At 70.0% G+C, this 23,219-nt stretch carries 21 protein-coding genes, 2 tRNA genes and 1 other RNA gene; 15 read left to right on the top strand and 9 right to left on the bottom strand.

Annotated elements, in window-relative coordinates; all coding sequences use genetic code 11:
* Positions 1-5: 5 nt before the first annotated feature.
* The 3 genes from ACERZO_RS34115 to ACERZO_RS34105 form a co-directional block, all read right to left on the bottom strand.
* Positions 6-890: a hypothetical protein gene (locus ACERZO_RS34115; RefSeq protein ID WP_372669775.1), complete on the bottom strand. Its 885-nt coding sequence runs from the start codon at positions 888-890 to the stop codon at positions 6-8.
* A 162-nt stretch (positions 891-1,052) separates the two neighbouring features.
* Complete coding sequence (locus ACERZO_RS34110) at positions 1,053-2,393, bottom strand: ABC1 kinase family protein (RefSeq protein WP_372669719.1); 1,341 nt, start codon at positions 2,391-2,393, stop codon at positions 1,053-1,055.
* 60 nt (positions 2,394-2,453) lie between these two features.
* Positions 2,454-3,500, bottom strand: a complete 1,047-nt coding sequence (locus ACERZO_RS34105; protein ID WP_372669717.1) for a hypothetical protein — start codon at positions 3,498-3,500, stop codon at positions 2,454-2,456.
* Positions 3,501-3,730: 230 nt separating this feature from the next.
* Between ACERZO_RS34105 and ACERZO_RS34100 the strand changes: the two genes are divergently transcribed.
* Positions 3,731-4,240, top strand: coding sequence for a M48 metallopeptidase family protein (locus ACERZO_RS34100; protein WP_372669715.1), 510 nt, complete (start codon positions 3,731-3,733; stop codon positions 4,238-4,240).
* Positions 4,241-4,363: 123 nt separating this feature from the next.
* Here ACERZO_RS34100 and ACERZO_RS34095 read toward each other — a convergent pair whose 3' ends face one another.
* The gene (locus ACERZO_RS34095; RefSeq protein WP_372669713.1) at positions 4,364-5,716 is read right to left on the bottom strand and encodes a zinc-dependent metalloprotease; all 1,353 of its coding nucleotides are present in this window, start codon (positions 5,714-5,716) and stop codon (positions 4,364-4,366) included.
* Positions 5,717-5,898: 182 nt separating this feature from the next.
* On the opposite strand from ACERZO_RS34095, the gene ACERZO_RS34090 reads away from it, so the two are divergent.
* The gene (locus ACERZO_RS34090) at positions 5,899-6,924 is read left to right on the top strand and encodes a YlbL family protein (RefSeq protein ID WP_372669773.1); all 1,026 of its coding nucleotides are present in this window, start codon (positions 5,899-5,901) and stop codon (positions 6,922-6,924) included.
* Here ACERZO_RS34090 and ACERZO_RS34085 read toward each other — a convergent pair.
* On the bottom strand, positions 6,921-7,451 hold the full coding sequence (locus tag ACERZO_RS34085) for a PPA1309 family protein (protein WP_372669711.1): 531 nt from the start codon (positions 7,449-7,451) through the stop codon (positions 6,921-6,923). The genes ACERZO_RS34090 and ACERZO_RS34085 overlap by 4 nt on opposite strands.
* Before the next feature lie 150 nt (positions 7,452-7,601).
* Here ACERZO_RS34085 and ACERZO_RS34080 point away from each other — a divergent pair, with 150 nt between their 5' ends.
* Both ACERZO_RS34080 and ACERZO_RS34075 read left to right on the top strand, forming a co-directional pair.
* Positions 7,602-10,598, top strand: a complete 2,997-nt coding sequence (locus ACERZO_RS34080; protein ID WP_372669709.1) for a UPF0182 family protein — start codon at positions 7,602-7,604, stop codon at positions 10,596-10,598.
* A gap of 67 nt (positions 10,599-10,665) precedes the next feature.
* A tRNA-Met gene (locus ACERZO_RS34075) sits at positions 10,666-10,739 on the top strand.
* A gap of 46 nt (positions 10,740-10,785) precedes the next feature.
* Here the strand turns inward: ACERZO_RS34075 and ACERZO_RS34070 are convergent.
* Positions 10,786-12,204: an FAD-dependent monooxygenase gene (locus tag ACERZO_RS34070; RefSeq protein ID WP_372669707.1), complete on the bottom strand. Its 1,419-nt coding sequence runs from the start codon at positions 12,202-12,204 to the stop codon at positions 10,786-10,788.
* A gap of 94 nt (positions 12,205-12,298) precedes the next feature.
* On the opposite strand from ACERZO_RS34070, the gene ACERZO_RS34065 reads away from it, so the two are divergent.
* The 8 genes from ACERZO_RS34065 to ACERZO_RS34030 all read left to right on the top strand — a co-directional run bounded on the left by ACERZO_RS34065 (position 12,299) and on the right by ACERZO_RS34030 (position 18,239).
* Positions 12,299-12,883 (top strand): TetR/AcrR family transcriptional regulator C-terminal domain-containing protein, encoded by a 585-nt coding sequence (locus tag ACERZO_RS34065; protein ID WP_372669706.1) that lies wholly within the window; start codon positions 12,299-12,301, stop codon positions 12,881-12,883.
* A 77-nt stretch (positions 12,884-12,960) separates the two neighbouring features.
* Positions 12,961-13,037 (top strand) — tRNA-Met (locus ACERZO_RS34060).
* A gap of 380 nt (positions 13,038-13,417) precedes the next feature.
* Positions 13,418-13,918, top strand: a complete 501-nt coding sequence (locus ACERZO_RS34055; RefSeq protein WP_372669704.1) for a PadR family transcriptional regulator — start codon at positions 13,418-13,420, stop codon at positions 13,916-13,918.
* Between the two features lie 63 nt (positions 13,919-13,981).
* On the top strand, positions 13,982-15,079 hold the full coding sequence (gene prfB / locus ACERZO_RS34050) for a peptide chain release factor 2 (RefSeq protein ID WP_372669702.1): 1,098 nt from the start codon (positions 13,982-13,984) through the stop codon (positions 15,077-15,079).
* A gap of 112 nt (positions 15,080-15,191) precedes the next feature.
* On the top strand, positions 15,192-15,881 hold the full coding sequence (gene ftsE, locus ACERZO_RS34045) for a cell division ATP-binding protein FtsE (RefSeq protein ID WP_086683549.1): 690 nt from the start codon (positions 15,192-15,194) through the stop codon (positions 15,879-15,881).
* A 42-nt stretch (positions 15,882-15,923) separates the two neighbouring features.
* Positions 15,924-16,817 carry a permease-like cell division protein FtsX gene (ftsX, locus tag ACERZO_RS34040; RefSeq protein WP_372669700.1) on the top strand — a complete coding sequence of 298 codons (894 nt, stop codon included), beginning with the start codon at positions 15,924-15,926 and terminating at the stop codon, positions 16,815-16,817.
* A 46-nt stretch (positions 16,818-16,863) separates the two neighbouring features.
* Positions 16,864-17,346 carry an SsrA-binding protein SmpB gene (gene smpB, locus ACERZO_RS34035; RefSeq protein ID WP_043776590.1) on the top strand — a complete coding sequence of 161 codons (483 nt, stop codon included), beginning with the start codon at positions 16,864-16,866 and terminating at the stop codon, positions 17,344-17,346.
* A complete protein-coding gene (locus ACERZO_RS34030) occupies positions 17,343-18,239 on the top strand; it encodes an amidohydrolase family protein (RefSeq protein ID WP_372669698.1) in 897 nt (298 codons plus the stop codon). The genes smpB and ACERZO_RS34030 overlap by 4 nt, the downstream gene beginning before the upstream one ends.
* Here the strand turns inward: ACERZO_RS34030 and ACERZO_RS34025 are convergent.
* Both ACERZO_RS34025 and ACERZO_RS34020 read right to left on the bottom strand, forming a co-directional pair.
* The gene (locus tag ACERZO_RS34025) at positions 18,229-19,530 is read right to left on the bottom strand and encodes an acyltransferase family protein (protein ID WP_372669696.1); all 1,302 of its coding nucleotides are present in this window, start codon (positions 19,528-19,530) and stop codon (positions 18,229-18,231) included. The two genes, ACERZO_RS34030 and ACERZO_RS34025, sit on opposite strands and share 11 nt — an antisense overlap.
* 94 nt (positions 19,531-19,624) lie before the next feature.
* Positions 19,625-19,849 carry a hypothetical protein gene (locus ACERZO_RS34020; protein WP_372669694.1) on the bottom strand — a complete coding sequence of 75 codons (225 nt, stop codon included), beginning with the start codon at positions 19,847-19,849 and terminating at the stop codon, positions 19,625-19,627.
* A gap of 130 nt (positions 19,850-19,979) precedes the next feature.
* Here ACERZO_RS34020 and ACERZO_RS34015 point away from each other — a divergent pair, with 130 nt between their 5' ends.
* Positions 19,980-20,621, top strand: a complete 642-nt coding sequence (locus ACERZO_RS34015; RefSeq protein ID WP_372669692.1) for a class I SAM-dependent DNA methyltransferase — start codon at positions 19,980-19,982, stop codon at positions 20,619-20,621.
* A 271-nt stretch (positions 20,622-20,892) separates the two neighbouring features.
* Here the strand turns inward: ACERZO_RS34015 and ssrA are convergent.
* Positions 20,893-21,261: a transfer-messenger RNA gene (ssrA, locus tag ACERZO_RS34010) on the bottom strand.
* Between the two features lie 153 nt (positions 21,262-21,414).
* Between ssrA and ACERZO_RS34005 the strand changes: the two genes are divergently transcribed.
* On the top strand, positions 21,415-22,089 hold the full coding sequence (locus ACERZO_RS34005; RefSeq protein WP_372669690.1) for a sensor domain-containing protein: 675 nt from the start codon (positions 21,415-21,417) through the stop codon (positions 22,087-22,089).
* A complete protein-coding gene (locus tag ACERZO_RS34000) occupies positions 22,086-23,219 on the top strand; it encodes a sensor histidine kinase (RefSeq protein ID WP_372669688.1) in 1,134 nt (377 codons plus the stop codon). The genes ACERZO_RS34005 and ACERZO_RS34000 overlap by 4 nt, the downstream gene beginning before the upstream one ends.

Here is a 23,219-nt window from a genome sequence, read left to right as displayed (position 1 = left end):
GTACGTCATGCCGCGTCGCCGATTGGAGTCATCGGGATCGCCCGGACCTTGGGGCGCGGCGTGCGGGATGCGTCGCCGAAAGCCTTGGCCAGCTCTTGGGCCACCTCGCGGGGGACCTGCTTCAGCTGGCGGACCGTACAGCGGACCAGGACTATCCCCGTTGCCGCCAGGGCCAGGTCGGAGAAGCCACCCGTTCCGGGGCCGCAGCGGTACTGCCAGGCCAGCCCCAGCTCGTCCCACCACGCGTCCGCCTCACCGATGCGGCGGCCTCGGCGGTCGCAGATCGTCACATCCCACGTCGGCTGGGGTAGGCGGGCGATGTCCATCACCTGCGCCGCCAAGCCGTGGGCCTGGATCGGTCCCTCGTCCAGCTCGCGGAGCACCTTCCGGACCAGCGCCGTGCCGCGCTGGGGACCTTCCGCCAGCTCCGTCAGCAGCTCTTGGCGGTCGCACAGCCCCCAGTAGAGCGGGAGCGTCAGCAAGTGCCGGATCCGCGCCGGGTCGGGCTCGGCCCTCGCCAGGTCGAGCGCGGCTCGCGACGGCGGGGCGAACGGCAGCCCGTCGACCATCGCCGGCTCCGGCATCCTCGCCGTGCGCGCCGCGGTGACGCCGTCGCAGGGCGCCACCCGGCAGTGGTCGGGGACCAGCAGCCGGATCTCGCCGTCCGCCGGGCACTGCACGCCGTGGGCCCGCAACGCGTCGGCGCCCGTGATCACCACCCTCGTGCCGTAGCGCACCAGCGCGGCGTGCAGCCGCTGCTGCCGCGTCGGGGTGCTGTTTCGCAGCAGGACGACACCGGGGTGCAGGCGGCGCCACGGCCCGCCGGGGCCGCAGAGCCGCCGGGTTCTTCGGTCCGACACCCCGGCTTTTCGAAGTTGTTCGAGGTTCATCACCTCGCACGTGCCGGGGTTACTGAGGGCCAGCGGGTCGGTGCATTGAGTAGCGGTCATGGATCGAGCATGACGGCTCGGCCAACCGGGTGGAACCCCGTTCCCCGCAGCTGTGGACAACTCGCCGGAATCCGCCCCTTCGCGGCCCGGCCTGTGGACAACTCAGCCGGCGAATCCGGGCTGCCAGCGCTCCACGATGCCTCGGGCCGGGATCTCCGCGTCGAGCTGGCAGAGGATGCCCGTCGACCCCGCCGTCACGCGGTGGATCATCAGGTACTCGGGCGGGAGGTTGAGCGACCGGCCGACCCGGAAGTCGTTGCCGCGGCTGTCGCCGACCCGCCACGCCTGCTTCTGCATCCACTTGCGCGTGAAGTGGAAGGTCGGCTCGGCCAGCGGCTCGGTGAACGGCGCCAGGTACGTGAGCACCTCGTCCGCGGTCAGGTCGCTGTCCGGCCGGATGAACCGGTTCTCCCGCAGCACGCGCATGAGCTCGGCGGACTCGCCGTCGAGGGCCAGCCGCGTCATCTCGCCCAGGTGGCGGGGGATGCCGTCGGGCAACCGGGCCACGCCGCCGAAGTCGATGACGCACAGCCGGTCGTCCTCGGTGATCATGAAGTTGCCCGGGTGCGGGTCCGAGTGCAGCAGGTGGACCCGCTCGGGCGACGAGTAGTGGAACTCGGCCAGCAGCCGGCCCGCCAGGTTCCGCGTCTCGCGGTCGCCGTCCGCGATGACCTTGGACAACGGGGTGCCGGTCGCCCACTCGGTCACGACGACCTTCGGCGCGCTGGCCACCACGCGCGGCACCAGGATGCCGGGATCGCCGTCGAACGCCTTCGCGAAGGCGCGCTGGTGCTGGGCCTCGGCCTGGTAGTCGAGCTCCTCGTTCATCCGCTCGGCGAGCTCGGCCAGCAGCGGCTTGACCTCGGTGCCGGGCACGAACGCCTGGAACAGCCTGCTGAACCGCTGCAGCTGCCGCAGGTCGCTGCGCAACGCCTCGTCGGCCCCCGGGTACTGGACCTTGACCGCGACCTCGCGGCCGTCGTGCCAGACCGCGCGGTGCACCTGGCCGATGCTCGCGGCCGCCGCCGGGTCGTCGTCGAACGAGGCGAACCGGCTGGTCCAGGTGCGGCCCAGCTGCTCGGCGAGCACCCGGTGGGTCTGCCGGGCCGGCATCGGCGGCGCCGCGGCCTGCAGCTTCGTCAGCGCCTCGCGGTACGGCTTCGCCATGTCGTCCGGCACCGCCGCTTCGAACACGCTCAGGGCCTGGCCGAACTTCATCGCGCCGCCCTTGAGCGTGCCGAGCACCTCGAACAGCTGCTCGGCGGCCTTCGCCGACAGCGTCGCGTTGACTTGTTCCGCGCTCTGACCGGCCAGCCGCTTGCCCCACCCGCCGACCGCCCGGCCGGCGATCCCGAGCGGAAGACTGGCGAGCTTGGCGGTGCGGGCGGCACCTTTGCGCGGCATCGCGGTGTCACGATCGCCTGGGTCGCGGAAGTCGGTCACCTCCGCGATTCTGCCTTGCGTCCTCGGCGGCGCGCAGCCCGCTCACGGCGTCTTAGTGGCCTACGTCTCCTGTTGCACCGCCGGGGCGCCGCACCCGCACCGGGCGTGCGGAGGCCAGCCGCGGTGGCGGATGCGGCCGTCGAAGGCGTCGATCTCGAGGGTGGTGTTCCACGCCGGCGGCGGCGGTTCCGCGGGCGAGAGCAGCCGCATGGCCTGGGCGACGGCCAGCGACGCGCAGGCGTGGACCGCGCCGAGGTCGGGCCGCTGGTGCCGGCCCGTCAGCTGACCGGCGACGCGGGGCCAGCACGGGTCGAGGTCGGTCCGGTGCAGGTCGGCGCACCGCAGGCAGGAGCTGCGGCCCGGGACCACGAGCGGGCCGACGATGGCCGTTCCGTCGCGGACGCGGGCGAGCAGGTGCGTGACGCCGTCCGCCATCAGCTCGGCGACGACCTCCGGCGCCGGGACGACGGCGTCGGTGAGCAGCGCCAGCTCCGGGTACCGGTCGTGCAGGCGGGTCACGCGGACGTCCGGGTCGACGCGGCGGAGCAGGTCGCCGAGGGCCTGCCGCCGGGAGCGGCCCAGGTCGGCCTCGGTGAAGCCGGTGCCCAGGTCGTGCTCGGTGACCGCGCCGGGGAGTTCGAGCTCGACGTGGCCGATCCCGGCGTTGGCCAGCAGCACGGCGACCGCGACCGCCACCCGGCCGTCGCCGTGCACGGTGACCGCGGTCGCGCGGCGCCGGTCCGCCAGCGCGGCCTGGTGGTGGCGGGCGCGCAGGGACCAGAGGCCGGTTTCGCCGCGGAAGGCCGCGCCGTCCGGTTCGCCCGCATCGGTGACCAAGCCGAGCGCGGTCAGCTGCCGGAGGAGGGTCCGCAGCTGATCACGGTGTTCGCTCTCCGCGAGCAAAAGCCGCTCGACGGGCTTGCTGCCGTCCAGTGCACGCAGCTGTTCGACGAGGCTGGGTGGCAGCCCTTCGACGATCACGCCGTGGCGCGGGTCGAGCCCGAGCTGGATCTCCCGCGACCCGCGTTCGAGCACGGTGATGCCCGGGAGCAGGGCGGGACGGGCCGGCAGGAGGACCGGTGGCATGTCCGCGGTCGAGAGGATCATGTCCGCAGGATGGCACCCGGCGGCGACGGTCCCGCTCCGGAAGGCGCCGGATCGGCCGAGTTGTCCACAAGTGAAGGGGGCTGTGGACAACTCGGGTCTGTGACCTCAACGCGCTCGGAGTTGTCGGTGCCTGGCCTTACCGTTGTCGGGTGGTCGAAGCACGGACGCCCTCGCTGAGAGGCAGGGGGGATACGAACCCCCCGTCGGACACACCTGGACACAAGGTCGAAGTGCGGCGCAGCCAGCGCCGGCACCGGACGGTCACCGCGTACTGGAAGGACGACACGCTGGTCGTGCTCATCCCCGCGCGGATGACCAGGGCGGAGGAGAAACACTGGGTCGCCGAGATGGAACGCAAGCTGCAGCGCGCGGAACCACGTCGGCCGGCACCCCCGAAGACGTCGGACGAAGTCCTGCTGGCGCGCTGCATGCTGCTGTCGGGCAAGTACCTGGACGGCACCGCGGTGCCGGCGAGCGTCCGCTGGGTGCCGCCGATGCGCACGCGGTGGGCGTCGTGCACGCCGGTCGACGCGACGATCCGGGTCAGCGACCGGCTGCGGAAGGTCCCTCCCTGGGTGCTGGACTACGTGCTGGTGCACGAGCTGGCGCACCTGCGCGAGCCCGGGCACGACGCGGCGTTCTGGTCGCTGGTGCGGCGGTACCCGAAGATGGACCGGGCGATGGGGTACCTCGAGGGGCTGGCCGCGGCCGCCGGGTGGGGGATCGATACCGAGGATTGAGCTGGTGACGGTGGCCGGGGTGACCTGCGGGTTGCCCCGGTCGCCGTTTCGGAGCGCCGGTCGGTCTGAAAAGCAGGAAGCCGGTGGTCCGTGGACCACCGGCTTCCCGAAGACGACCCGGGGCTACGCCGGGGTCTCGCCCTCCTCGGGCGGGGTGTTCTTGCTCTTCTCCTCGCGCTCGGTGCGCTCCGTGCGCTCCAGTTCCGCGATCGGGTCGAGGTCGTCCAGCGAGCCCGTCTCGCCGACGCGGTCCGCGAAGTCGATCGGCTCGTCCAGGTCCTCCGCCGTCGGCATCAGGTCCGGGTGGGACCACAGGCCGTCGCGCTTCTCGGAACCGTGGCGGTCGCCCACCAGCTTCCACAGGTTCGAAGCGTCCCTCATGCGGCGGGGGCGCAGCTCCAGGCCGACCAGGGTGGCGAACGTCTGCTCGGCCGGGCCGCCCGTCGCGCGGCGGCGGCGCAGCGTCTCGCGCAGCGCGTCCGCTCCCGGCAACCGGTCGCCGACCGCTTCGGCCACCACCACGTCCACCCAGCCCTCCACCAGGGCGAGCAGCGTCTCCAGGCGCCGCAGCGCGCCCTTCTGCTCCTCCGTCGTCTGGGGCTCCAGCAGCCCGGACGACATCGCTTCCTCGATGCTCGCCGGGTTGGCCGGGTCGATGCGGCCGGCCAGCGACTCCAGCGCCGACGTGTCCACCGAAATGCCGTGCGCGAACTCCTCGACCGTCGCCAGCAGGCGCTGGCGCAGCCACGGCACGTGCGTGAACAGCCGCTGGTGCGCCGCCTCGCGGGCGGCCAGGAACACCAGGATCTCGCTGTTCGGCAGCTCCAGGCCCTCGGCGAACTTCTCGATGTTCGCCGGCAGCAGCGCCGACGTGCCGGCCGGGGCCAGGGGGAGGCCGATCTCGGACGCCGTCAGCATCTCCGACGCCAGCTGGGCCAGAGCCTGCCCGAGCTGGGAGCCGAAGGCCATCCCGCCCATCTGGCCCATCATCTGCAGCAGCGGACCGGCGGCCTGCTTGGCCTCCTCCGGCAGCGCCTGCATCCACGCGCCCGAGATCTGCTGCGCCACCGGGTCGCAGAGGCGCTGCCAGGTCGGCAGCGTCTTCTCGACCCAGGTGCGGGGCGACCAGGCGACCGTCGACGTCGCGCCGGCCGGGAACACCGTCGCCGCGTCGAGCCACAGCTCGGCCAGGTGGGCGGCGTCACGCACGGCGGCGTTCGCGTCGTCACCACCGCGGAAGCCGAGGCGGCTCTCGCCGGTGTTGCCGGCGCTGCCGAGGTTCTGCAGGGCGATCTGCTTGGCGAGGTCGTAGTTCACCGGCCCGCTGGAGCTGCCGGCCTGGCTGAGCATCTGGCCCAGCTGGCTCAGCATCTGCCCGAGCTGGTTGAAGGCCTCGGCACCGGAGGGGTCCGAAGGCTCGTTCTCACCTCGTTTGTCGGGATCGGACGGTCCGAAGCCGAACGGGGGTTTGCTCATGTGTCCACCGTACGCGGGTCGGACGCGCCTGAGCGCGTCAACCGGACCCATGTGCGTGGCCTTCACCGACAAGCGAACACGGTCACCGTACGCTGTCACGCGTGACCAAGTCCTCCGAGCAGACCGCGCCCGCGAAGAGCAGCCCGGACCCCGGCGCCGAGCCCGCCGGCGAGGCCAGGCGGATGACCCGCCGGGGCTGGACGCTCGTGGTCAGCGGCTCGCTGTTCCTCGTCTTCGTGGTGCTCGGCCTGGTCGTGCCGGTGCCGTTCGTGGCGATCAGCCCCGGCCCGACCTACGACACGCTCGGTCGCGACGCCGCGGGCAACTCCGTCATCCAGGTCACCGGGCACGAGACCTTCCAGACCACCGGTGAGCTCCGGATGACGACCGTCTCGCTCCACGACGGCGTCACGCTCTTCCAGGGCCTCGGCTTCTGGGCCAGCGGCCGCTACGCGCTCGCGCCGCGCGAGGAGTACTTCAAGCCCGGCGAGACGAACGAGCAGGTCAAGCAGGAGAACATCCAGCAGCTGCAGGACTCGCAGACGAACGCGCAGGTCGCCGCCCTGCGCAAGCTCGGCTACCCGATCAAGGTGCTGGCGAAGCAGATCGTCTCCGGCAGCCCCGCCGACCACGTGCTCTCGCCCGGCGACAAGCTGATCACCGTCAACGGCAAGAAGATCGTCGAAGCCGCCGACGTGCGCAACGCCCTGGCCGGCACGCTGCCCGGCCAGACCGTGCAGATCACCTTCCAGTCGGACGGCCAGCCGGAGCGGACCGTGCCGCTCACGCTCGCCTCGCGGCCCGACCGCAAGGAGGGCTTCATCGGCCTCACCGCGGTCGACCGTGCCGACGCGCCCTTCACCGTCAACATCTCGCTCCAGGACGTCGGCGGCCCGTCGGCCGGCCTGATGTTCTCCCTCGCGATCATCGACCGGCTGCAGCCCGGCGACCTCGCCGGCGGGCGGCACATCGCCGGCACCGGCGAGATCACCGAGACCGGCGAGGTCGACCCGATCGGCGGGATCTCGTTCAAGGTCGTCGGCGCGCGCGAAGCCGGCGCCACCGACTTCCTGGTGCCCGAGCACAACTGCGCCGAGGCCAAGACGAACGCGCCCGCCGGGCTCAACCTCATCAAGGTGTCCACACTGGACGACGCGCTCGCCCAGCTGGCCAACCTGAAGGCGGGCCGCCCGACGGCCTCCTGCTAGGGGAGGAGCGTCGCCTTGAGGGCTTCGAGGAGGTTCGGCGCCAGGTCCGGGCTCTCGACGATCTCGTCGACCGACTCGTCGCCGCCCATCCCGCGCAGCCGCATTGCGCACGCTCCTTCGCCGTCGCGCAGGACCGCCGCGACCAGGCGGGCCTCCGTCCGCTGCGGGTGGTCGGCGGCCGCGCGGCGCAGGCTGTCGGCGTCGGCCTCGGCGACGTCCGGCAGTTCCGACTCCGAGCCCGGCGGCAGCACGATGATCTCCTGGGCGAGCGCACACCCGATCACCAGATCGGGCCACGCGATCCGGCCCAGTGCCTCGGCGAGGTCGCCTTCGGGCAGCGCTTCCTGCGCCACCGGCGTCAGCGGGTTCGCCCGGTCGAGCTGCCCGGCCAGCTCCGGCTGCTCGTCCAGCAGCGCCGCCGTCGGGACCAGCGCGAACAGCTGCGGGGGCTGGTCCCAGCCGCCCGCGGCCATGAACTCCTCGATCTCGCGGGCGAGAGCGGCCACTCCGGCCTGCTGCGATTCCATGCGCACATCGTGTCAGGCCGGTCCTGGCGACGACCCCGCGAGTCCGGTTTGGGCGGGTCCCGGGAACTTCCCCGGGCATCCGTAGAGTTAGGGAATCAGGGGGCGCGTGCGCCCCTGTTCAAGTGCTGACGAATGACAGGAGCGTGCACCGTGGCGACTCGGCCCCCGGTGAGCCTGCCGAAGCTGTCCCGGCGGAGCCGGATCCTCCTCATCATCGCCGCGGTGATCGTGCTGGCGCTCCTGCTCGGGGCCCGCTTGCTCGACACGTACGTCGACTGGTTGTGGTTCGGTGAAGTCGGTGCCCGGTCGGTGTTCACCACCCAGGTGGTCACGAGGATCATCCTGTTCTTCGCCGTCGGGTTGCTGGTCGGCGGGGCGCTCGCGGTCAGCCTGATGATCGCCTACCGCACCCGCCCGGTGTTCGTGCCGATCTCCGGCGCCGACGACCCGCTGGCGCGCTACCGCTCCGCGATCGTCGCCCGGATCCGGCTCTTCGGCATCGGCATCCCGGTGCTCACCGGCCTCATCGCCGGCCTGTCCGCCCAGGGCGACTGGCAGGTCGTGCAGCTGTTCCTCAACGGCACCTCGTTCGGCCAGACCGACCCCGAGTTCGGCAACGACGTCGGCTTCTACGCCTTCGACCTGCCGTTCTACAACTGGCTGCTCGGCTGGCTGTTCATCACCGTCGTCATCTCCTTCTTCGGCGCCCTGATCTCGCACTACGTCTTCGGCGGCATCCGGCTGGCCGGCAAGGGCGGGCAGCTCGCCGGCCCGACGCGCGCGCAGCTCGCCATCACCGTCGGCATCTTCGTGCTGCTGAAGGCGGCCGAGTACTTCTTCGACCGGTACAACCTGCTGCTCTCCGACCGCGGCGCGCCGCTGTTCATCGGCGCCACCTACACCGACCTGAACGCGGTCCTGCCCGCCAAGCTGATCCTGCTGTGCATCTCGGTGATCTGCGCGATCGCGTTCTTCGCCGGCGCCTTCCTGAGGAACCTGCAGCTGCCGGCGATCGCGCTCGTGCTGCTGATCCTGTCGAGCATCCTCGTCGGCGTCGCGTGGCCCGCGATCCTCGACCAGTTCTCGGTGAAGCCCAACGCGAACGAGAAGGAAGCCACGTCCATCCAGCGCAACATGGACGCCACCCGCCGCGCCTTCGGCCTCACCGACGTCCAGTACCAGCCCTACACGGGCAACGCCACCGCGACGCCGGACCAGCTCAAGGCCGACACCGGGACGATGTCGAACATCCGGCTGCTGGACCCGAACATCCTCTCCGACACCTTCACCCAGCGCGTCGGGCGCGAGAACTTCTACGGCTTCCCGGCGAAGCTCGACATCGACCGCTACACCGTCGGCGGCGTGACGCAGGACTACATCGTCGCCGCGAAGGAGATCAAGACCGAGGGCCTGACCGGCAACCAGACCAGCTGGATCAACAAGCACCTCGTCTACACCCACGGCAACGGCTTCGTCGCCGCGCCGGCCAACACGATCGACCGCGCGGTCAAGGACGCCAACTCCGACGGCGGCTACCCGATCGCCACCACCAGCGACACGCAGAACCCGTCGGGCGCCGGCTCGCCCGCCGCGGGCCAGCCGGGCATCGAGGTCAAGGAACCGCGGATCTACTACGGCGAGCTGTCCGCCGCGGACTCCGACTACGCCATCGTCGGCGGCAACGGCGCGCCGGGCGAGTACGACACCGCCACCGACCGCTACAACTACAAGGGCACCGGCGGCGTCTCGGTCGACAACTGGTTCAACCGCCTGGCTTTCGCGGCCGAGTACGGCGAGCGCAACATCCTGTTCTCCGACGCCATCGGCGACAACTCGAAGATCATGTACAACCGCGACCCGCGTGAGCGCGTCAGCAAGGTCGCGCCGTGGCTGACCCTCGACGGCGACCCGTACCCCGCGGTCGTCGACGGCAAGATCCAGTGGATCATCGACGGCTACACGACGATCAACAACTTCCCGTACTCGCAGCAGACGCAGCTGGGCGCGGCGACCAACGACTCGCTCAACGGCGTCGCCCGGCAGGCGAACAGCTCGATCAACTACATCCGGAACTCGGTCAAGGCCACCGTCGACGCCTTCAACGGCACCGTGACGCTGTACTCGATCGACGACAAGGAACCGGTCCTCAACGCCTGGGAGAAGGTCTTCCCCGGGCTCGTGAAGCCGAGCTCCGACATCTCGCCGGACCTGCGGGCGCACTTCCGCTACCCGGAGGACCTGTTCAAGATCCAGCGTGAGCTGCTGTCGCGCTACCACGTCAGCAACCCGCAGGAGTTCTACTCGCAGCAGGCGTTCTGGAGCGTCCCGCAGGACCCGACGGCCGAAGGCGGCTCCAACCCGGCGGCGGCCGGCGCGGCCAACCAGCCCGGTTACTACGTCCTCGCCGACACGCCGGGGCAGAGCAAGCCGACGTTCCAGCTGACCAGCTCGCTCACCGGTCTGCAGCGGCAGTACCTCGCGTCCTGGATGTCGGTGTCGTCCGATGCGAACGACTACGGGAAGATCCGCGTCCTCCAGCTACCCAGCGCCGCCACCGGGGCGACGCAGGTGGACGGCCCGGTCCAGGTGCAGAACCGGTTCCAGAGCGATCCACGGGTCGCGCAGGACCGGACGCTGTTCAACAACCCCAACGTCATCCCGATCTACGGCAACCTGATCACGTTGCCGGTGGCGCAGGGCTTCCTCTACGTCGAGCCGGTGTACATCCGGCAGCGCAACCAGAACAGCTACCCACAGCTGGCCCGGGTCCTGGTCTCGTACGGGCCGAAGGTCGGCTACGGCGCGACGCTGCAGGAGGCGCTGGACCAGATCTTCGGCGCGGGCACGGGTGAGGCGACGACCACGCCGCCGCAGGCGGGCCAGCCGACGACCACACCACCGACGACAACGCCGCCGGCCACGACGACGCCACCCAACTCGAGTGGCGGCAACGCGGCGCTGGACAAGGCCGTGACGGACATCCAGGCGGCGCTCGCGAAGCTGCGGGCGGCGCAGCAGTCCGGCAACTTCACGGACCAGGGTGCGGCTTTGGCGGCGCTCGACGCGGCGGCCAAGGAGTACGAGGCGGCCAAGACGGCGGCGCCCGGGACCAGCACTCCGCCGCCCAGCAGCCAGCCTGGAGGGTGACGTCCGTAACGCTGAGGGCACCTGCTTTGCACCCCCGGGAAACGAGGGCGTAAGGTAGGTGTCACGACGCGGGGTGGAGCAGCTCGGTAGCTCGCTGGGCTCATAACCCAGAGGTCGCAGGTTCAAATCCTGTCCCCGCTACTGGAAGAAGAGGCGCGGCCCACTGGCCGCGCCTCTTCTTTTTGCGTCAGAGGAGCCAGCCGGCCACGGAACCCGTCGTCGAAGCGACGTAACCGTCCGGGCGGACCAGCACCTTCGTCAGGTCGGGCCACGGTAGTTCCGGTACCTCCGCTACGACTACCTCCGGATGCGGTGCCACAGCCGGGGTTTTCGTCAGCAGGACGAACTTTCCACTGTGGAACAAGTCGCTCGCGAAGCCGTTGCCCACCGGGAAGTCCAGGAGGCGCGCGCCCGCTGCCGGGTGGGTTTCCGCCGTCTCGTAACGGATGTCCAGGCCCGAAACCATGCCCGACAGCTTGCGCTGCACCTCCGGAAGCGCCGCCAAGTCGCGGAACAACGCCCGCAGCGCCAGCTGGTCCGGCGTCAGGGGAATCAGCGCGTTCTGGGCCGCCACGTTCTGCAGGACCCCGGAAGCCACCGCGCGGCGCTCCGGTTCGTACGAATCCAGGAGATCCGCCGGGGCTCGGCCGTGCAGGTCCGCCGCCAGCTTCCAGCCCAGGTTCATCGCGTCCTGGACACCCAGGTTCAGCCCCTGGCCGCCCGCCGGGAAGTGGATGTGCGCCGCGTCGCCGGCCAGGAACACCCGGCCCACCCGGTACTTCGCCGCCAGGCGGCTGTCGTCCGAGAACCGCGACACCCAGCGGATTTCCTCGATCTCCACCTCGTCGCCGAAGCGTTCGCGGACCGCCGCGCGGACCTCCTCCTCCGGCACCTCCGCCCGGAGGTCGTCGGGGCGGTTCAGCCGGTCGCCGTAGCTCAGGCGGTACAGGTTCGGCTCGCCCAGCGGGATCAGGCCGACGAACTTGCCCGGGCTGAGCGACGTCACCATGTTGCCCATCGACCGCCACTCCGTCGGCGCGCCCGGCGGCGTCGTCCGGAACCGGACGTCCGCCGAGACGCCGTGGCCGCGGCCCTCGATCCCCTCGAACGGCAGTTCCAGGGCCTTGCGCACCGCGCTGCGGCCGCCGTCGCAGCCCACCAGGTACGCCGCCCGCACGCGGAGGTCGCCGGCCGTGACCGTCACGCCGGTGGCGTCCTGCTCGAAGCCCGCCAGTTCGTGGCCGCGGAGCACCTTCACGCCCTGCTCGGCCAGCCGCTCCTCCAGCGCCGCCTCGACCTGTCCCTGCGGGATGCCGACCTGGTACGGGTGGCGCGTGTCCCAGCCGGTGTAGGGCACCGGGATCACCGCGAAGTGTCCGTCCGCGACGGTCGCGAACGACCGCTGCTCCGCGCGGCCCAGCAGGCCACGCAGATCGAGGACCTCCGCCGTGCGCGGCTGCAGGTTCAGCGCCTTCGACAGTCCCGTCCGCTCGTGCATCCGCTCAAGCACGTGAACGTCCACTCCGGCCAGTGCCAGCTCGTTCGCCAGCATCAGCCCGGTCGGCCCCGCCCCGGCGACGACCACGTCCGCGGTCAGCTCGTACATCCCCAGCTCCTTAACAACGTTAAATTGACCTGACCCGAGGATGCCCTTAACATCGTTAAACTGTCAAGCCGGGTACCCGAGGAGAACCGAAAACATGGCCCTGACCAGGCAGGACATCGCACGTTCGGGCCTGAAGCTGCTCAACGAGGTCGGCCTCAACGGGCTGACCCTGCGGCTGATCGCCGCCGATCTCGGCGTCAAGGCTCCGGCGCTGTACTGGCACCTGAAGAGCAAGCAGGAACTGCTCGACGAAATGGCGACGCAGATGTACGCCGATTCGGCCGGGGAGCGGCGGCCGCCGGAGGAGCTGGGGGAGTGGGACGCCGTCGCGCACGGCGCCCGGGCGCTGCGGCGGATGATGCTGTCCTACCGCGACGGCGGCAAGGTTTTCGCGGGCACGTACCTCGGTGACACCGGATTGGTCGGGCCGAGTCCGCTGCAGCCCAGCATCGACGCCGGTGTGGACGAACGGCGGGCCGGGCAGGCGTTGTTCACCGTCTACAGCTACGTCGTCGGCTTCACCATCGAAGAGCAGGCGGTTTATCCGGTGCCGGGGCAGCTGGACGAGCGGTACCGCGGCGCGGAGGCCGGCGACCTGCTCGCCGACGTCGACTCGCGCTTCGAGGACGGCCTGGAGATGGTCCTCAATGGAGCACGCCAGTGGCTCGGAGTGGCGTAGCGCCTGGTCAGCCGCTTGGGGTACCCCGGTGCTGAGCCGCTGAACACCCCGTGTAATCTATTCAAGTACCACAACGGCGCGGGGTGGAGCAGCTCGGTAGCTCGCTGGGCTCATAACCCAGAGGTCGCAGGTTCAAATCCTGTCCCCGCTACCACGAAGAGGCACGTTCTCGGAAATCCGGGAACGTGCCTCTTTTGTCATGTCTGCACGGCTTTCACTGCCGACTTTTCCGCGAAACCGTCGAATGACTGCGGATCCCACGATGTGAACGCCGTTTCCGGGTGGTTGCGGTGCGTGTCCGGAGTGCGCCAAGCCGGGGAAAGCGCCCTGCCGAACTCACCTGCCTGGCCGTGTCGCGACGGCTCGCGTGCGGCTGGTTGGACCAAAGTGCCGCCCCCGGTGGTTGCACAGCGTGTCCGCGGTCCACAGTGGACCTGGTCGCATTGGGCCGAACGAGGGGATCTCACTAGCCACAATGGACAGATCCGCTGACCACTGTGGACACAGCGGCCGATAAGTGGGAATCTAGGGGACGTGTCCGAATTGAATGCAACAGCCGCCGCCCTGCTCGGTCTGCTCCACGACGGTCCCGCCACCGGCGGGCAGCTCGTCGCGGGAGCCGGTGAGCGTTTCGGCGCCTTCTTCAGCGTCACCCGCAGCCAGGTGTACCGGGAGCTCCCGGCGCTGTCCAAGGAAGGCCTCGTCCGGCTCGGCAAGCAGGGCCCGCGCTCCAGCCAGCAGTACCTGATCACCGCCGCCGGCAAGAAGGCCTTCAAGGCCTGGCTGACGTCCGAGGCCGGTCCCGACCACCTGCGCAGCCCGCTCATCCTGCGGCTCGTGCACGCGGGGTCGCTGACCGCGAAGCAGCGCCAGTCGCTGCTCGAGTCGGCCCGGACGAGCTACGGCCAGCAGCTCGACGACGCGAAGGCGGCCACCAAGGCGGCCGAGGGGCCGTACGAGAAGGCGGTCGCCGAGTTCGCCCAAGCCCAGGCCAAGGCCGCGCTGAAGCTGCTCGACGCCATCCCCGCGGCCTGAGGTTCGCGCGCCCGCGACCGGTCCTCGCAACCGGTCGCGGGTTTTGCCGTAACCTTGACAAACGTGAGTGATGAGTTCGACGCGGCACTAAGGGACCTGGCCGGCAAGCTGACGCAGATCGAGTCGGTGATGGACCTGGACGCGCTGCGTGCCCAGGTGGCCGATCTCGAGCAGCAGGCTTCCAGCCCGACGCTCTGGGACGACCCGGAGGCGGCGCAGAAGGTCACCAGCCAGCTGTCCCACCGGCAGGGCGAGCTGCGCCGGGTCTCCGACCTGCGCCAGCGGCTCGACGACCTGGGCGTGCTGTACGAGCTCGCCGAGGCCGAGGGCGACTCCGGCAGCCTGGGCGAGGCCGAAACCGAGCTCGCCGACCTCGGGAAGGCGATCGACGCCCTCGAGGTCCGCACGCTGCTCTCGGGCGAGTACGACGACCGCAACGCCGTCGTCACCATCCGCTCCGAGGCCGGCGGCGTCGACGCGGCCGACTTCGCCGAGATGCTGCTGCGCATGTACCTGCGCTGGGCGGAGCGCCACGGCTACCCCACCGACGTCTACGACATCTCTTACGCCGAAGAGGCGGGCATCAAGTCGGCGACGTTCAAGGTGAGCGCTCCCTACATCTACGGCACCCTCTCGGTCGAGCAGGGCACCCACCGGCTCGTCCGGATCTCGCCGTTCGACAACCAGGGCCGCCGCCAGACGTCGTTCGCGCACGTCGAGGTGCTGCCCGAGGTCGAAGAGGTCGACCACGTCGACATCCCGGAGAAGGACATCCGGGTCGACGTCTACCGCTCGTCGGGCCCCGGTGGCCAGAGCGTCAACACGACCGACTCCGCGGTGCGCATCACGCACATCCCGACGAACATCGTCGTCTCCTGCCAGAACGAGAAGTCGCAGCTGCAGAACAAGGCGGCCGCGATGAAGGTGCTCCAGTCCCGGCTGCTGCAGCGCAAGAAGGAAGAAGAGCGCAAGGAAATGGACGCGCTCAAGGACGGCGGCTCCAGCTGGGGCAACCAGATGCGCTCCTACGTGCTGCACCCGTACCAGATGGTCAAGGACCTGCGGACCGAGTTCGAGGTCGGCAACCCGTCCGCGGTGCTCGACGGCGACATCGACGGCTTCCTCGACGCCGGCATCCGCTGGCGGGTGCAGACCGCCTGACCGGTGCGGCGGGTGTTCGTGCGACCGCTCACCGTGCGCAAACACCCGCTGCTCCACCCGGGTGGACCGGGCAACCGGGGCTTCACGAGACCGGTGGGTAGTATGCCGAATCGTGATCCGGCTCGAAGAGGTTTCCAAGGTCTACAAGACCTCGACGCGGCCCGCGCTCGAGCGGGTGTCCGTCAACATCGACAAGGGTGAGTTCGTCTTCCTCATCGGTCCCTCGGGATCGGGGAAGTCGACCTTCCTCCGGCTGCTGCTGCGCGAAGAGACGCCCAGCAAGGGCCGCGTGATGGTGTCCAACTTCGACGTCGCCAAGCTGGCCCGCCGCCGGGTCCCCCGCCTGCGGCAGACCATCGGCTGCGTCTTCCAGGACTTCCGCCTGCTGGCCAACAAGACCGTCGCGGAGAACGTCGCGTTCGCCCTCGAGGTCATCGGCAAGCCCGCCCCGACCATCAAGAAGGTCGTCCCCGAGGTGCTCGAGCTCGTCGGCCTCGACGGCAAGGCGGACCGGCTGCCCAACGAGCTCTCCGGCGGTGAGCAGCAGCGCGTCGCGATCGCGCGCGCGTTCGTGAACCGGCCGCTGGTGCTGCTCGCCGACGAACCGACCGGGAACCTGGACCCCGACACCAGCCAGGACATCATGCTGCTGCTGGAGCGGATCAACCGCACCGGCACGACCGTCCTGATGGCCACCCACGATCACTCCATCGTGGACTCCATGCGGCGCCGCGTCGTCGAGCTCCAGCTCGGCCGGGTGATCCGCGACGACGCCCGCGGCGTCTACGGCATCGGTCGCTGACCTTCCCGTCCCAGCCCCCGACTTCAAGGACCTGACCCCGACATGCGCGCCAGTTTCGTCTTCAGTGAGGTAATCACCGGCCTGCGCCGGAACGTCACGATGACCATCGCGATGATCCTGACCACGGCCGTGTCGCTCGCCATGCTCGGCGGCGGCCTCCTGGCCGTGCGCACGATCGACAAGATGAAGTCCAACTTCCTCGCCGACGTCGAGGTTTCGGTCTACCTCACCGACGACATCAGCGCGAACGACAAGAACTGCACGCAGTCGCTGTGCCAGTCGCTGCGTTCGTCGCTGCAGAGCAACGACGGCGTCGAGTCGGTCGTGTTCGAGAACCGCGACCAGGCCTTCGACCGGTTCAAGAAGATCTTCGAGAGCCAGCCGGAGCTCATCCAGCTGACCGGGCCGGAGTCGCTTCCCGCGTCCCTGCACGTGAAGCTGAAGGACCCGGACCGCAGCGAGTCGATCGTGCAGGAGTACGGCACCAAGCCGGGCGTGCGGAAGGTCGACGACCAGAAGAAGTTCCTCGACCGCGTGTTCAACGCCTTCAACGGTGTGCGGAACATGGCGTTCGGCGCCGCGCTCATCATGGCCATCGCGGCGCTGCTGCTGATCGCGAACACGATCCAGGTGTCCGCGTTCACCCGGCGCACCGAGGTCGGCATCATGCGGCTGGTCGGCGCGACGCGGTGGTACACGCAGCTGCCGTTCCTCCTGGAGGCGGTGGTCGCCGGCGTCTTCGGTGCGGTCATCGGGATCATCATGCTGATCATCACGAAGGCCGGTTTCCTCGATTCGGTGTTCACCGGGGACGTGTTCCCGAAGATCACCACGCTGGAGCTGCTGTTCCCAGTGGCGCCGATCCTGCTGGCGGTGTCCGTGGTTATCTCGGCCATCACCGGGTATGTCACGCTTCGCCTGTACGTCCGGCACTAGTTTTAACCAGCTGCTGGTAGCTCCGAGAATCACGTAGAGTGGTCGTATGCCCAAGGAACGTGGCCAGAAGGTGATCGTGTCGAACCGCAAGGCGCGGCACGATTACTCCATCCTCGACACCTACGAGTGCGGTCTCGTGCTCGTCGGCACCGAGGTGAAGAGCCTGCGCGAGGGCAAGGCGTCGCTGGCGGACGCGTTCGCGACGGTCGACGACGGCGAAGTGTGGCTGCGCAACGTGCACATCCCGGAGTACACGCAGGGCACGTGGACCAACCACATGCCGCGGCGGACCCGGAAGCTGCTGCTGCACCGGCGCGAGATCGAGAAGCTCATCGGCAAGACCAAGGAGAGCGGGCTTTCGCTGGTCCCGCTGTCGATGTACTTCAAGGACGGCAAGGTCAAGGTCGAGATCGCGCTGGCGCAGGGCAAGAAGGCCTACGACAAGCGGCAGACGCTCGCCAAGCGCGACGCCGAGCGGGACATCAGGAAGGCCATGGGCCGCGCGCTGAAGGGCCGGTTCACGGAGTGACGGCGGGCCCGGCCGGCGACGGCGACGTCGCGCGCTGGACGGCGTCGCTGGGCCTGCCCGGCCTGGTCGACCTGCACGTCCACTTTCTGCCGAAGCCGGTGATGGACAAGGTCTGGGCGTATTTCGACCGGGCCTCGACGCACTACGGCACCGACTGGCCGGTGCACTACCGGACGTCCGAAGAGGACAGGCTGGCGACGCTGCGTTCGCTCGGTGTGACGCGGTTCGCGCCGCTGGTCTACCCGCACAAGCCGGGGATGGCCGAGTGGCTGACGGACTGGGCGCTCGAGTTCGCCGCGCGGGTGCCGGACGCGGTGCCGACCGGGACGTTCTACCCCGAACCCGGCGCCGGGTCCGCTGTGGACGGTGCGCTGCGCGCCGGCGCCCGCGTGTTCAAGGCGCACGTGCAGGTGGGCGCATACGACCCGCGTGACGAGCTGCTCAAGCCGGTGTGGGGATCGCTGGCCGACGCCGGCGTGCCCGTCGTCGTCCACTGTGGACACGGTCCGTTGCGGGGCGACTTCACCGGGTTGTCGGTCTTCGAAGAGGTCCTCTCCGCGCACCCGGACCTGACGGCAGTGCTCGCGCACGCCGCGATGCCGGAGTTCGGGACGGCCTTCGAGCTGCTGGCGAAGTACCCGCGCGTACACCTGGACACGACAATGGTCGGCGTCCCGTTCGCGGAGCGGATGTCACCGCTGCCACCGGACTGGACGGCGCGGCTGGCGGAGTTCGCCGACCGGGTCGTGCTCGGCACGGACTTCCCGAACATCCCGTACTCCTACGCGACGCAGCTGCAGGCGATCGCCGGCTGGGCGGCCGACGATCGCCTGGGGGAGCCGTTCCTGCGAGCCGTCCTGCACGACACCCCGTTGCGGTTGCTCAGCGCTTGACGACTGCCCGCTCGCTGACGACGACCGCGCGGCCCAGCAGGTCGACGGCCGGGATCGGCTTGCCGGCCAGCAGGAAACCGGCCGTCGCGAGGACGACCCACGGCACCGGGCCGTGCGCGAAGCCGTCCGACAGCGGCGCGAAGCCGCGCGCGGCCAGGCCGAGCAGACCACCCGAGATCATCAGCCCGGCGACGACCAGCTGCGGCACCCGCGCGGTGACGCCGGCGGTGTCGCGCTGCATCTCGAAGTGCGCGAACAGCCGCAGCAGGCCCAGCAGCACCATGCCGCACACGGCGAACCACGCGGGCGCCATGACGAGCCACAGCAGCGTGCCCGGCTCGGGCGTCTCGTAGCCGAGGCCGTAGACGGTCACGCCCGCCACCACGATCAGCGCCGGCATGTGCCAGAGGTAGACGCTCATGAACCGCGCGCCGAGCCAGCCGAGCGCGGTGCCGACGCCGGGGCGTTCGGCGAGCGCGTTGAGCTGCGGGCGGAAGGCGAGGAGCAGGCCGATCTGGCCCACGGCGAGGAAAGCGAGCAGCACGGTGGGCGGGCTCATGTTCGACACCGGCGCGCCCGGCATGCCGATCATGCTGGCCGGGTACGGGCCGAAGGCGACCATCAGCGCGGTGACGCCGAAGCCGGCGGCCGAGAGCGTCAGGGCGGCGCGGCGGGTGAGCGTACCGAGACGGCCTTCGACGTAGTGGAAGCCGAGCTGGTGGACGGCGACCCAGACGAAGATCGCGTTGGCGTAACCGAGGTAGCCGAAGTCGTTGAAGCGGGCGACGTCGACGAGGACGCCGGCCACCCCCATGACGAGCGGGACCTTGAGGCCCCAGCGCCGGTGCGCGGCGACCATCAGCGGGGTGAGGAGCACGACCAGGACGTACACGGCGAGGAACCACAGCAGCTGCGCGGCGATGGCGCTGCCGACCTGCAGCGGTTGCGGTGGGACGCCGAGGCCGCGCAGGAAGTCCGGCATGACGAGCCAGACGGCCATCAGCGGCAGCACGGGCAGCATCAGGCGCTTGAGCCGCGCGCCGAGCCAGGTCCGCGTCGATTCCGCGCGACGGAAGGAAATCAGGTTGGCCGCGCCGCCGGCGAAGAAGACGAGCGGCATGACCTGGCTGAGCCACGTGACGACCCACCAGCCGGGCGTCGCGAGCGCGTTGCCCGTGGCGAGGTGACCGTCGGAGTAGGAGAGCACCGGCATGGTCCAGTGCTGGCCGATGACGGCGAGGATGGCCCCCGCCCGGACGACGTCGAGGAAGCGGTCCCGGCTCGTTTGCATGCACCTGAGCTTGGCGGCTGCGGGCGTCCGGAACAGCGGTGCTGACCGGCGTCTTGGAGGTCCTGTTGACCCCAGGGGGATACGGGGGTTTTCCCTACCTCAGGCCGTCGGGCTCGGGTTCGTGCAGCGTCGCGGTGACGCGGTACTCCCAGCCGGTTTCGGTGAGGCCGAGCTCGTAGCGGGTCTCGATCTTCGGGCCACCGTGCAGGTGGATGTGCCGGATGACGGTGCCGGGCACGGGTTCGGCGTCCCCGAGCTCCTGGACGCGGCCGTCGAGCGGGCCGCCGAAGAAGCGGACGCAGCGGGTCTCGTCGGTCATCTGCGCGCTCCTTCCCGACGGGTCCGCTCATGGTAGGTGAGCGGTGCGCGGGGTGCCGCCCGCGGAACGGGTGACCCGGCATCCACCCTACGGGACTTCTCGTCACCTTCCGTCGATAGTGTTCCGGCTCGTGACCGAGCCCGCGTACCTGACCAGCACCCGGATCGCGTACGACACCGTCGCCGATTCGTACGCCGAGGCGGCGCGGGACGCGCTGGACACGAGCCCGTGGGACCGCGCAGTGCTGGGCACGTTCGCCGAGCTGGTCGGCACGACGGGCCAGGTCGGCGACCTGGGCTGCGGCACGGGCCGGTTGACGGGCCACCTGGCGTCGCTCGGGCTGGACGTGTTCGGGGTGGACCTTTCGCCCGGCATGCTCGCGGTGGCCCGCCGGGCGCATCCGGAGCTGCGCTTCGAGGTCGGTTCGCTGACCGCGTTGGAGCTGGAAGACGGCAGCCTGGCGGGCGCGCTGGCGTGGTACTCGCTGATCCACACCCCACCGGAGCAGCTGCCGGCGGTGGTGGCGGAACTGGCGCGGGTCCTGGCTCCGGGCGGCCGCCTGCTGACAGCGTTCCAGGTCGGCGACGAGCGCCGCCACATCTCCCAGGGGTACGGCCACGAGGTTTCCTTCGACGCGTACCGCTTGCCGCCGGACTTCGTGGCGGATCTGTTCGAGGCCGCCGGCTTGGTGATGGAAGCGCGCCTGGTCCGAGCGCCGCAGGAACCGGAGCAGGTGCCCCAGGCGTACCTGATGGCCCGAAAGCCCGCCTGAGCTTCCCAACCCATTCCAGGCGAGACGCGAAGCGGGTTGGTCACCGATCGCGAGCATGGGAGTTGCGGTCTTGACGCCGATGCCCGAGGGATGGAGGGCACACATCCTCGAAATCACCAGGTCGGGTGAGGTCACTGCTCGTCTAGGCAGCCCGGAGGAGGGGTCCAGGGGGCGAAGCCCGCCTGGCGGGGGTCTGGGGGTTCGACCCCCAGAGAACACGGACGTAACCGAAGAGAAGGCCCAAGCTCCGAAGGAGCGAGGGCCTTCTCGAAGGTGGAGGTGCCGGGAATTGAACCCGGGTCCTCTGGCGTATCAACAGGGCTTCTCCGTGCGCAGTCCGCTACGTCTCTGCTTGGCTCCCTCAGTCACGCGAACAAGCTGAGGTGACGAGCCCAGCCACTGTTTGCTTCACGACAGTTCCCCGTGGCCGGGACTGCCGCTGAGCCTCCTAGCTGATGCCGGTACCCGGGCCGGAGGCGAACCCGGGCCGACAGAGACGCACTCGCTCAGGCGGCGAGGGCGTACTCGCGCTGACTGGAGTCGGCGCTTATTTGGTTGCGATGACGCTTAACGGTGGTCTCTCGCCTGCACCGGCACGCTTCTCCTGAATCAACGTCCAAAGTCGAAACCGTTCACCCCCTTGTTGGGAACACAACCTGTACATCATAACGCGGGGGGCCAGCTCTTTACTCCCGGTGGGTAGGGCCAGCCCTACCGCGAGGATGCCCGCGCGCACCATGTCCCGCACGACTCGGAAAGACGACCCTGGACTCCAGCAGAGAGGAGTCCGGTGATGGGTAGCGCGAGGCGGGATCCGCCGTTCGGTGGTTCGGTGGTGTTCTTGCTGATGAACCTGCCGCTGGGGGTATTGGCGTTCGCCGCGCTGACGACGTTCGGTGCGGCCGGGCTGGGGACCGCCGTCGTGTGGGTGGGTGTCGGCTTGCTCGCACTGCTGGTCTTGGCGGTGAGGGGCGCCGGGCGGTTGGAGCGGGCGCGGGTCTACGCGCTGCTCGACCGGTACATCGACCTTCCCTACCTGCCGCTGCCCACCCACGGGCAGAAAGACCGGTGGAAGGCTCGGCTGAAGGACCCGTCGACCTGGCGGGACCTCACCTACTTCTTCCTGCTCTTCCCGCTGGGCATCGTCGAGTTCGTGCTGGTGACGACGTTCTGGTCGACGAGCCTGGCGCTGGCCGGCCTGCCTCTGTACTACCGGTGGCTGCCCGACGGCGCGTACTACTTCCCGTCCGACGAGCTGCGGTGGCTGACCGTGGATTCGACCGTGGAAGCGCTACCGTGGGCAGCGCTGGGGGTGTTGTTCGTCGCGCTGTCGGTGGCGCTGACCAAGGCGCTCGCCGGGGTGCACGCCCGGCTGGCGAACGCGCTGCTGGGGACGACCGTGGCCCAGCGTCGTCGGATGGAGCGCTGGTGGGAAGACGCGGAAGAGAAGAACCTGGTGGCGGGATGACCGAGGCTCAACCCCTGGAGCACCCGCGGCCGCACCCGGCTCGCACGATCGTGTACATGATCGTCAGCTTCTTCTTCCGGATCCTGCAGTTCGTGCTGATCGTGACGGGCATCGCGGTGGGCGTCTCGACGGCGGTGGTGTGGATCGGGTTCCCGATCCTGCTGGCGACGACGAGCTTCATCCGCTGGTCGGGCGATCGCGAGCGGAGCTGGCTGGGGAAGATGCTGCGGGTGCCGCTGCCGCCGGTTCAGCGACGCCCGTACGAAGAAGGACAGCCCCTGCTGCGGCGGTGGATGGTGCGGCTGAGCGACGCGACGACGTGGCGTGACCTCGCGTACCTGATGGCGGCGTTCCCGCTGGCGTGCGCGGAGCTCGGGATCGCGCTGGCGTCGATCGTGCTGCTGCCGATGGCGGTCTGGGTGACGCCGTGGCTGGGCTGGCTGCACGGCGAACTGGGACTCGCGCTGCTGGGCCCGGACCGCACGAAGCGGCTCGAGCAGAAGGCCGAACGGCTGCAGGCTTCGCGGGCGCGGGGCGTGGACGCCGCCGAAGCGGAGCGGCGCCGCATCGAGCGTGACCTGCACGACGGCGCTCAGCAGCGGCTGGTCGCGGTCGCGATGAGCCTCGGGCGGGCGAAGTCGAAGTTCGACCAGGACCCGGACATGGTGCGCGAGCTGATCGACGAAGCGCATTCGGACGCGAAGCTCGCCGTGTCGGAGCTGCGGGACCTCGCGCGCGGCATCTACCCGGCGGTGCTCGGCGACCGGGGGCTGGACGCGGCGCTGTCGGCGCAGGCGGCGAAGTCGCCGATCCCGGTGGACGTCCACGTGGACGTCGAGCCGCGGCCGCCGGCGGCGGTGGAGACGACGGCGTACTTCATCGTCGGCGAGACGCTGACGAACATCGCGAAGCACTCCGGAGCGTCCGAAGCGGGTGTGAAGGTGTGGCGGACCGACGACCACGTCGTCGTCGAGATCACCGACAACGGCCACGGCGGCGCCGAGGTGCGCCCCGGCGGCGGGCTGGCCGGGCTGGCCGACCGCGCCGCGACGATCGACGGCGTGATCACGGTCGTCAGCCCGCTGGGCGGGCCGACGGTGATCCGGGCTGACCTCCCCTGCCAATGGTGA

The sequence above is a fragment of the Amycolatopsis kentuckyensis genome, assembly GCF_041679295.1.
GTDB classification, from domain to species: Bacteria; Actinomycetota; Actinomycetes; order Mycobacteriales; family Pseudonocardiaceae; genus Amycolatopsis; species Amycolatopsis kentuckyensis_A.
The sequence above is the reverse complement of the archived record's forward strand: the minus strand, read 5'-3'. Positions and strand labels throughout refer to the sequence as shown.

Bases quoted from the DNA above. Each gene is read 5' to 3' on its own strand.
- ACERZO_RS34085 (WP_372669711.1), bottom strand. From the start codon at position 7,451: ATGGAATCGCAGCAGGCCGGAGTGGCCGCTCTCGCCCGCGAGATCGAG.
- ftsX (WP_372669700.1), top strand. From the start codon at position 15,924: ATGCGCGCCAGTTTCGTCTTCAGTGAGGTAATCACCGGCCTGCGCCGG.
- smpB (WP_043776590.1), top strand. From the start codon at position 16,864: ATGCCCAAGGAACGTGGCCAGAAGGTGATCGTGTCGAACCGCAAGGCG.
- ACERZO_RS34025 (WP_372669696.1), bottom strand. From the start codon at position 19,530: ATGCAAACGAGCCGGGACCGCTTCCTCGACGTCGTCCGGGCGGGGGCC.
- ACERZO_RS34005 (WP_372669690.1), top strand. From the start codon at position 21,415: ATGGGTAGCGCGAGGCGGGATCCGCCGTTCGGTGGTTCGGTGGTGTTC.
- ACERZO_RS34090 (WP_372669773.1), top strand. From the start codon at position 5,899: ATGACCCGCCGGGGCTGGACGCTCGTGGTCAGCGGCTCGCTGTTCCTC.
- ACERZO_RS34000 (WP_372669688.1), top strand. From the start codon at position 22,086: ATGACCGAGGCTCAACCCCTGGAGCACCCGCGGCCGCACCCGGCTCGC.
- ACERZO_RS34020 (WP_372669694.1), bottom strand. From the start codon at position 19,849: ATGACCGACGAGACCCGCTGCGTCCGCTTCTTCGGCGGCCCGCTCGAC.
- ACERZO_RS34070 (WP_372669707.1), bottom strand. From the start codon at position 12,204: ATGTACGAGCTGACCGCGGACGTGGTCGTCGCCGGGGCGGGGCCGACC.
- ACERZO_RS34095 (WP_372669713.1), bottom strand. From the start codon at position 5,716: ATGAGCAAACCCCCGTTCGGCTTCGGACCGTCCGATCCCGACAAACGA.
- ACERZO_RS34115 (WP_372669775.1), bottom strand. From the start codon at position 890: ATGAACCTCGAACAACTTCGAAAAGCCGGGGTGTCGGACCGAAGAACC.
- ACERZO_RS34065 (WP_372669706.1), top strand. From the start codon at position 12,299: ATGGCCCTGACCAGGCAGGACATCGCACGTTCGGGCCTGAAGCTGCTC.
- ACERZO_RS34105 (WP_372669717.1), bottom strand. From the start codon at position 3,500: ATGATCCTCTCGACCGCGGACATGCCACCGGTCCTCCTGCCGGCCCGT.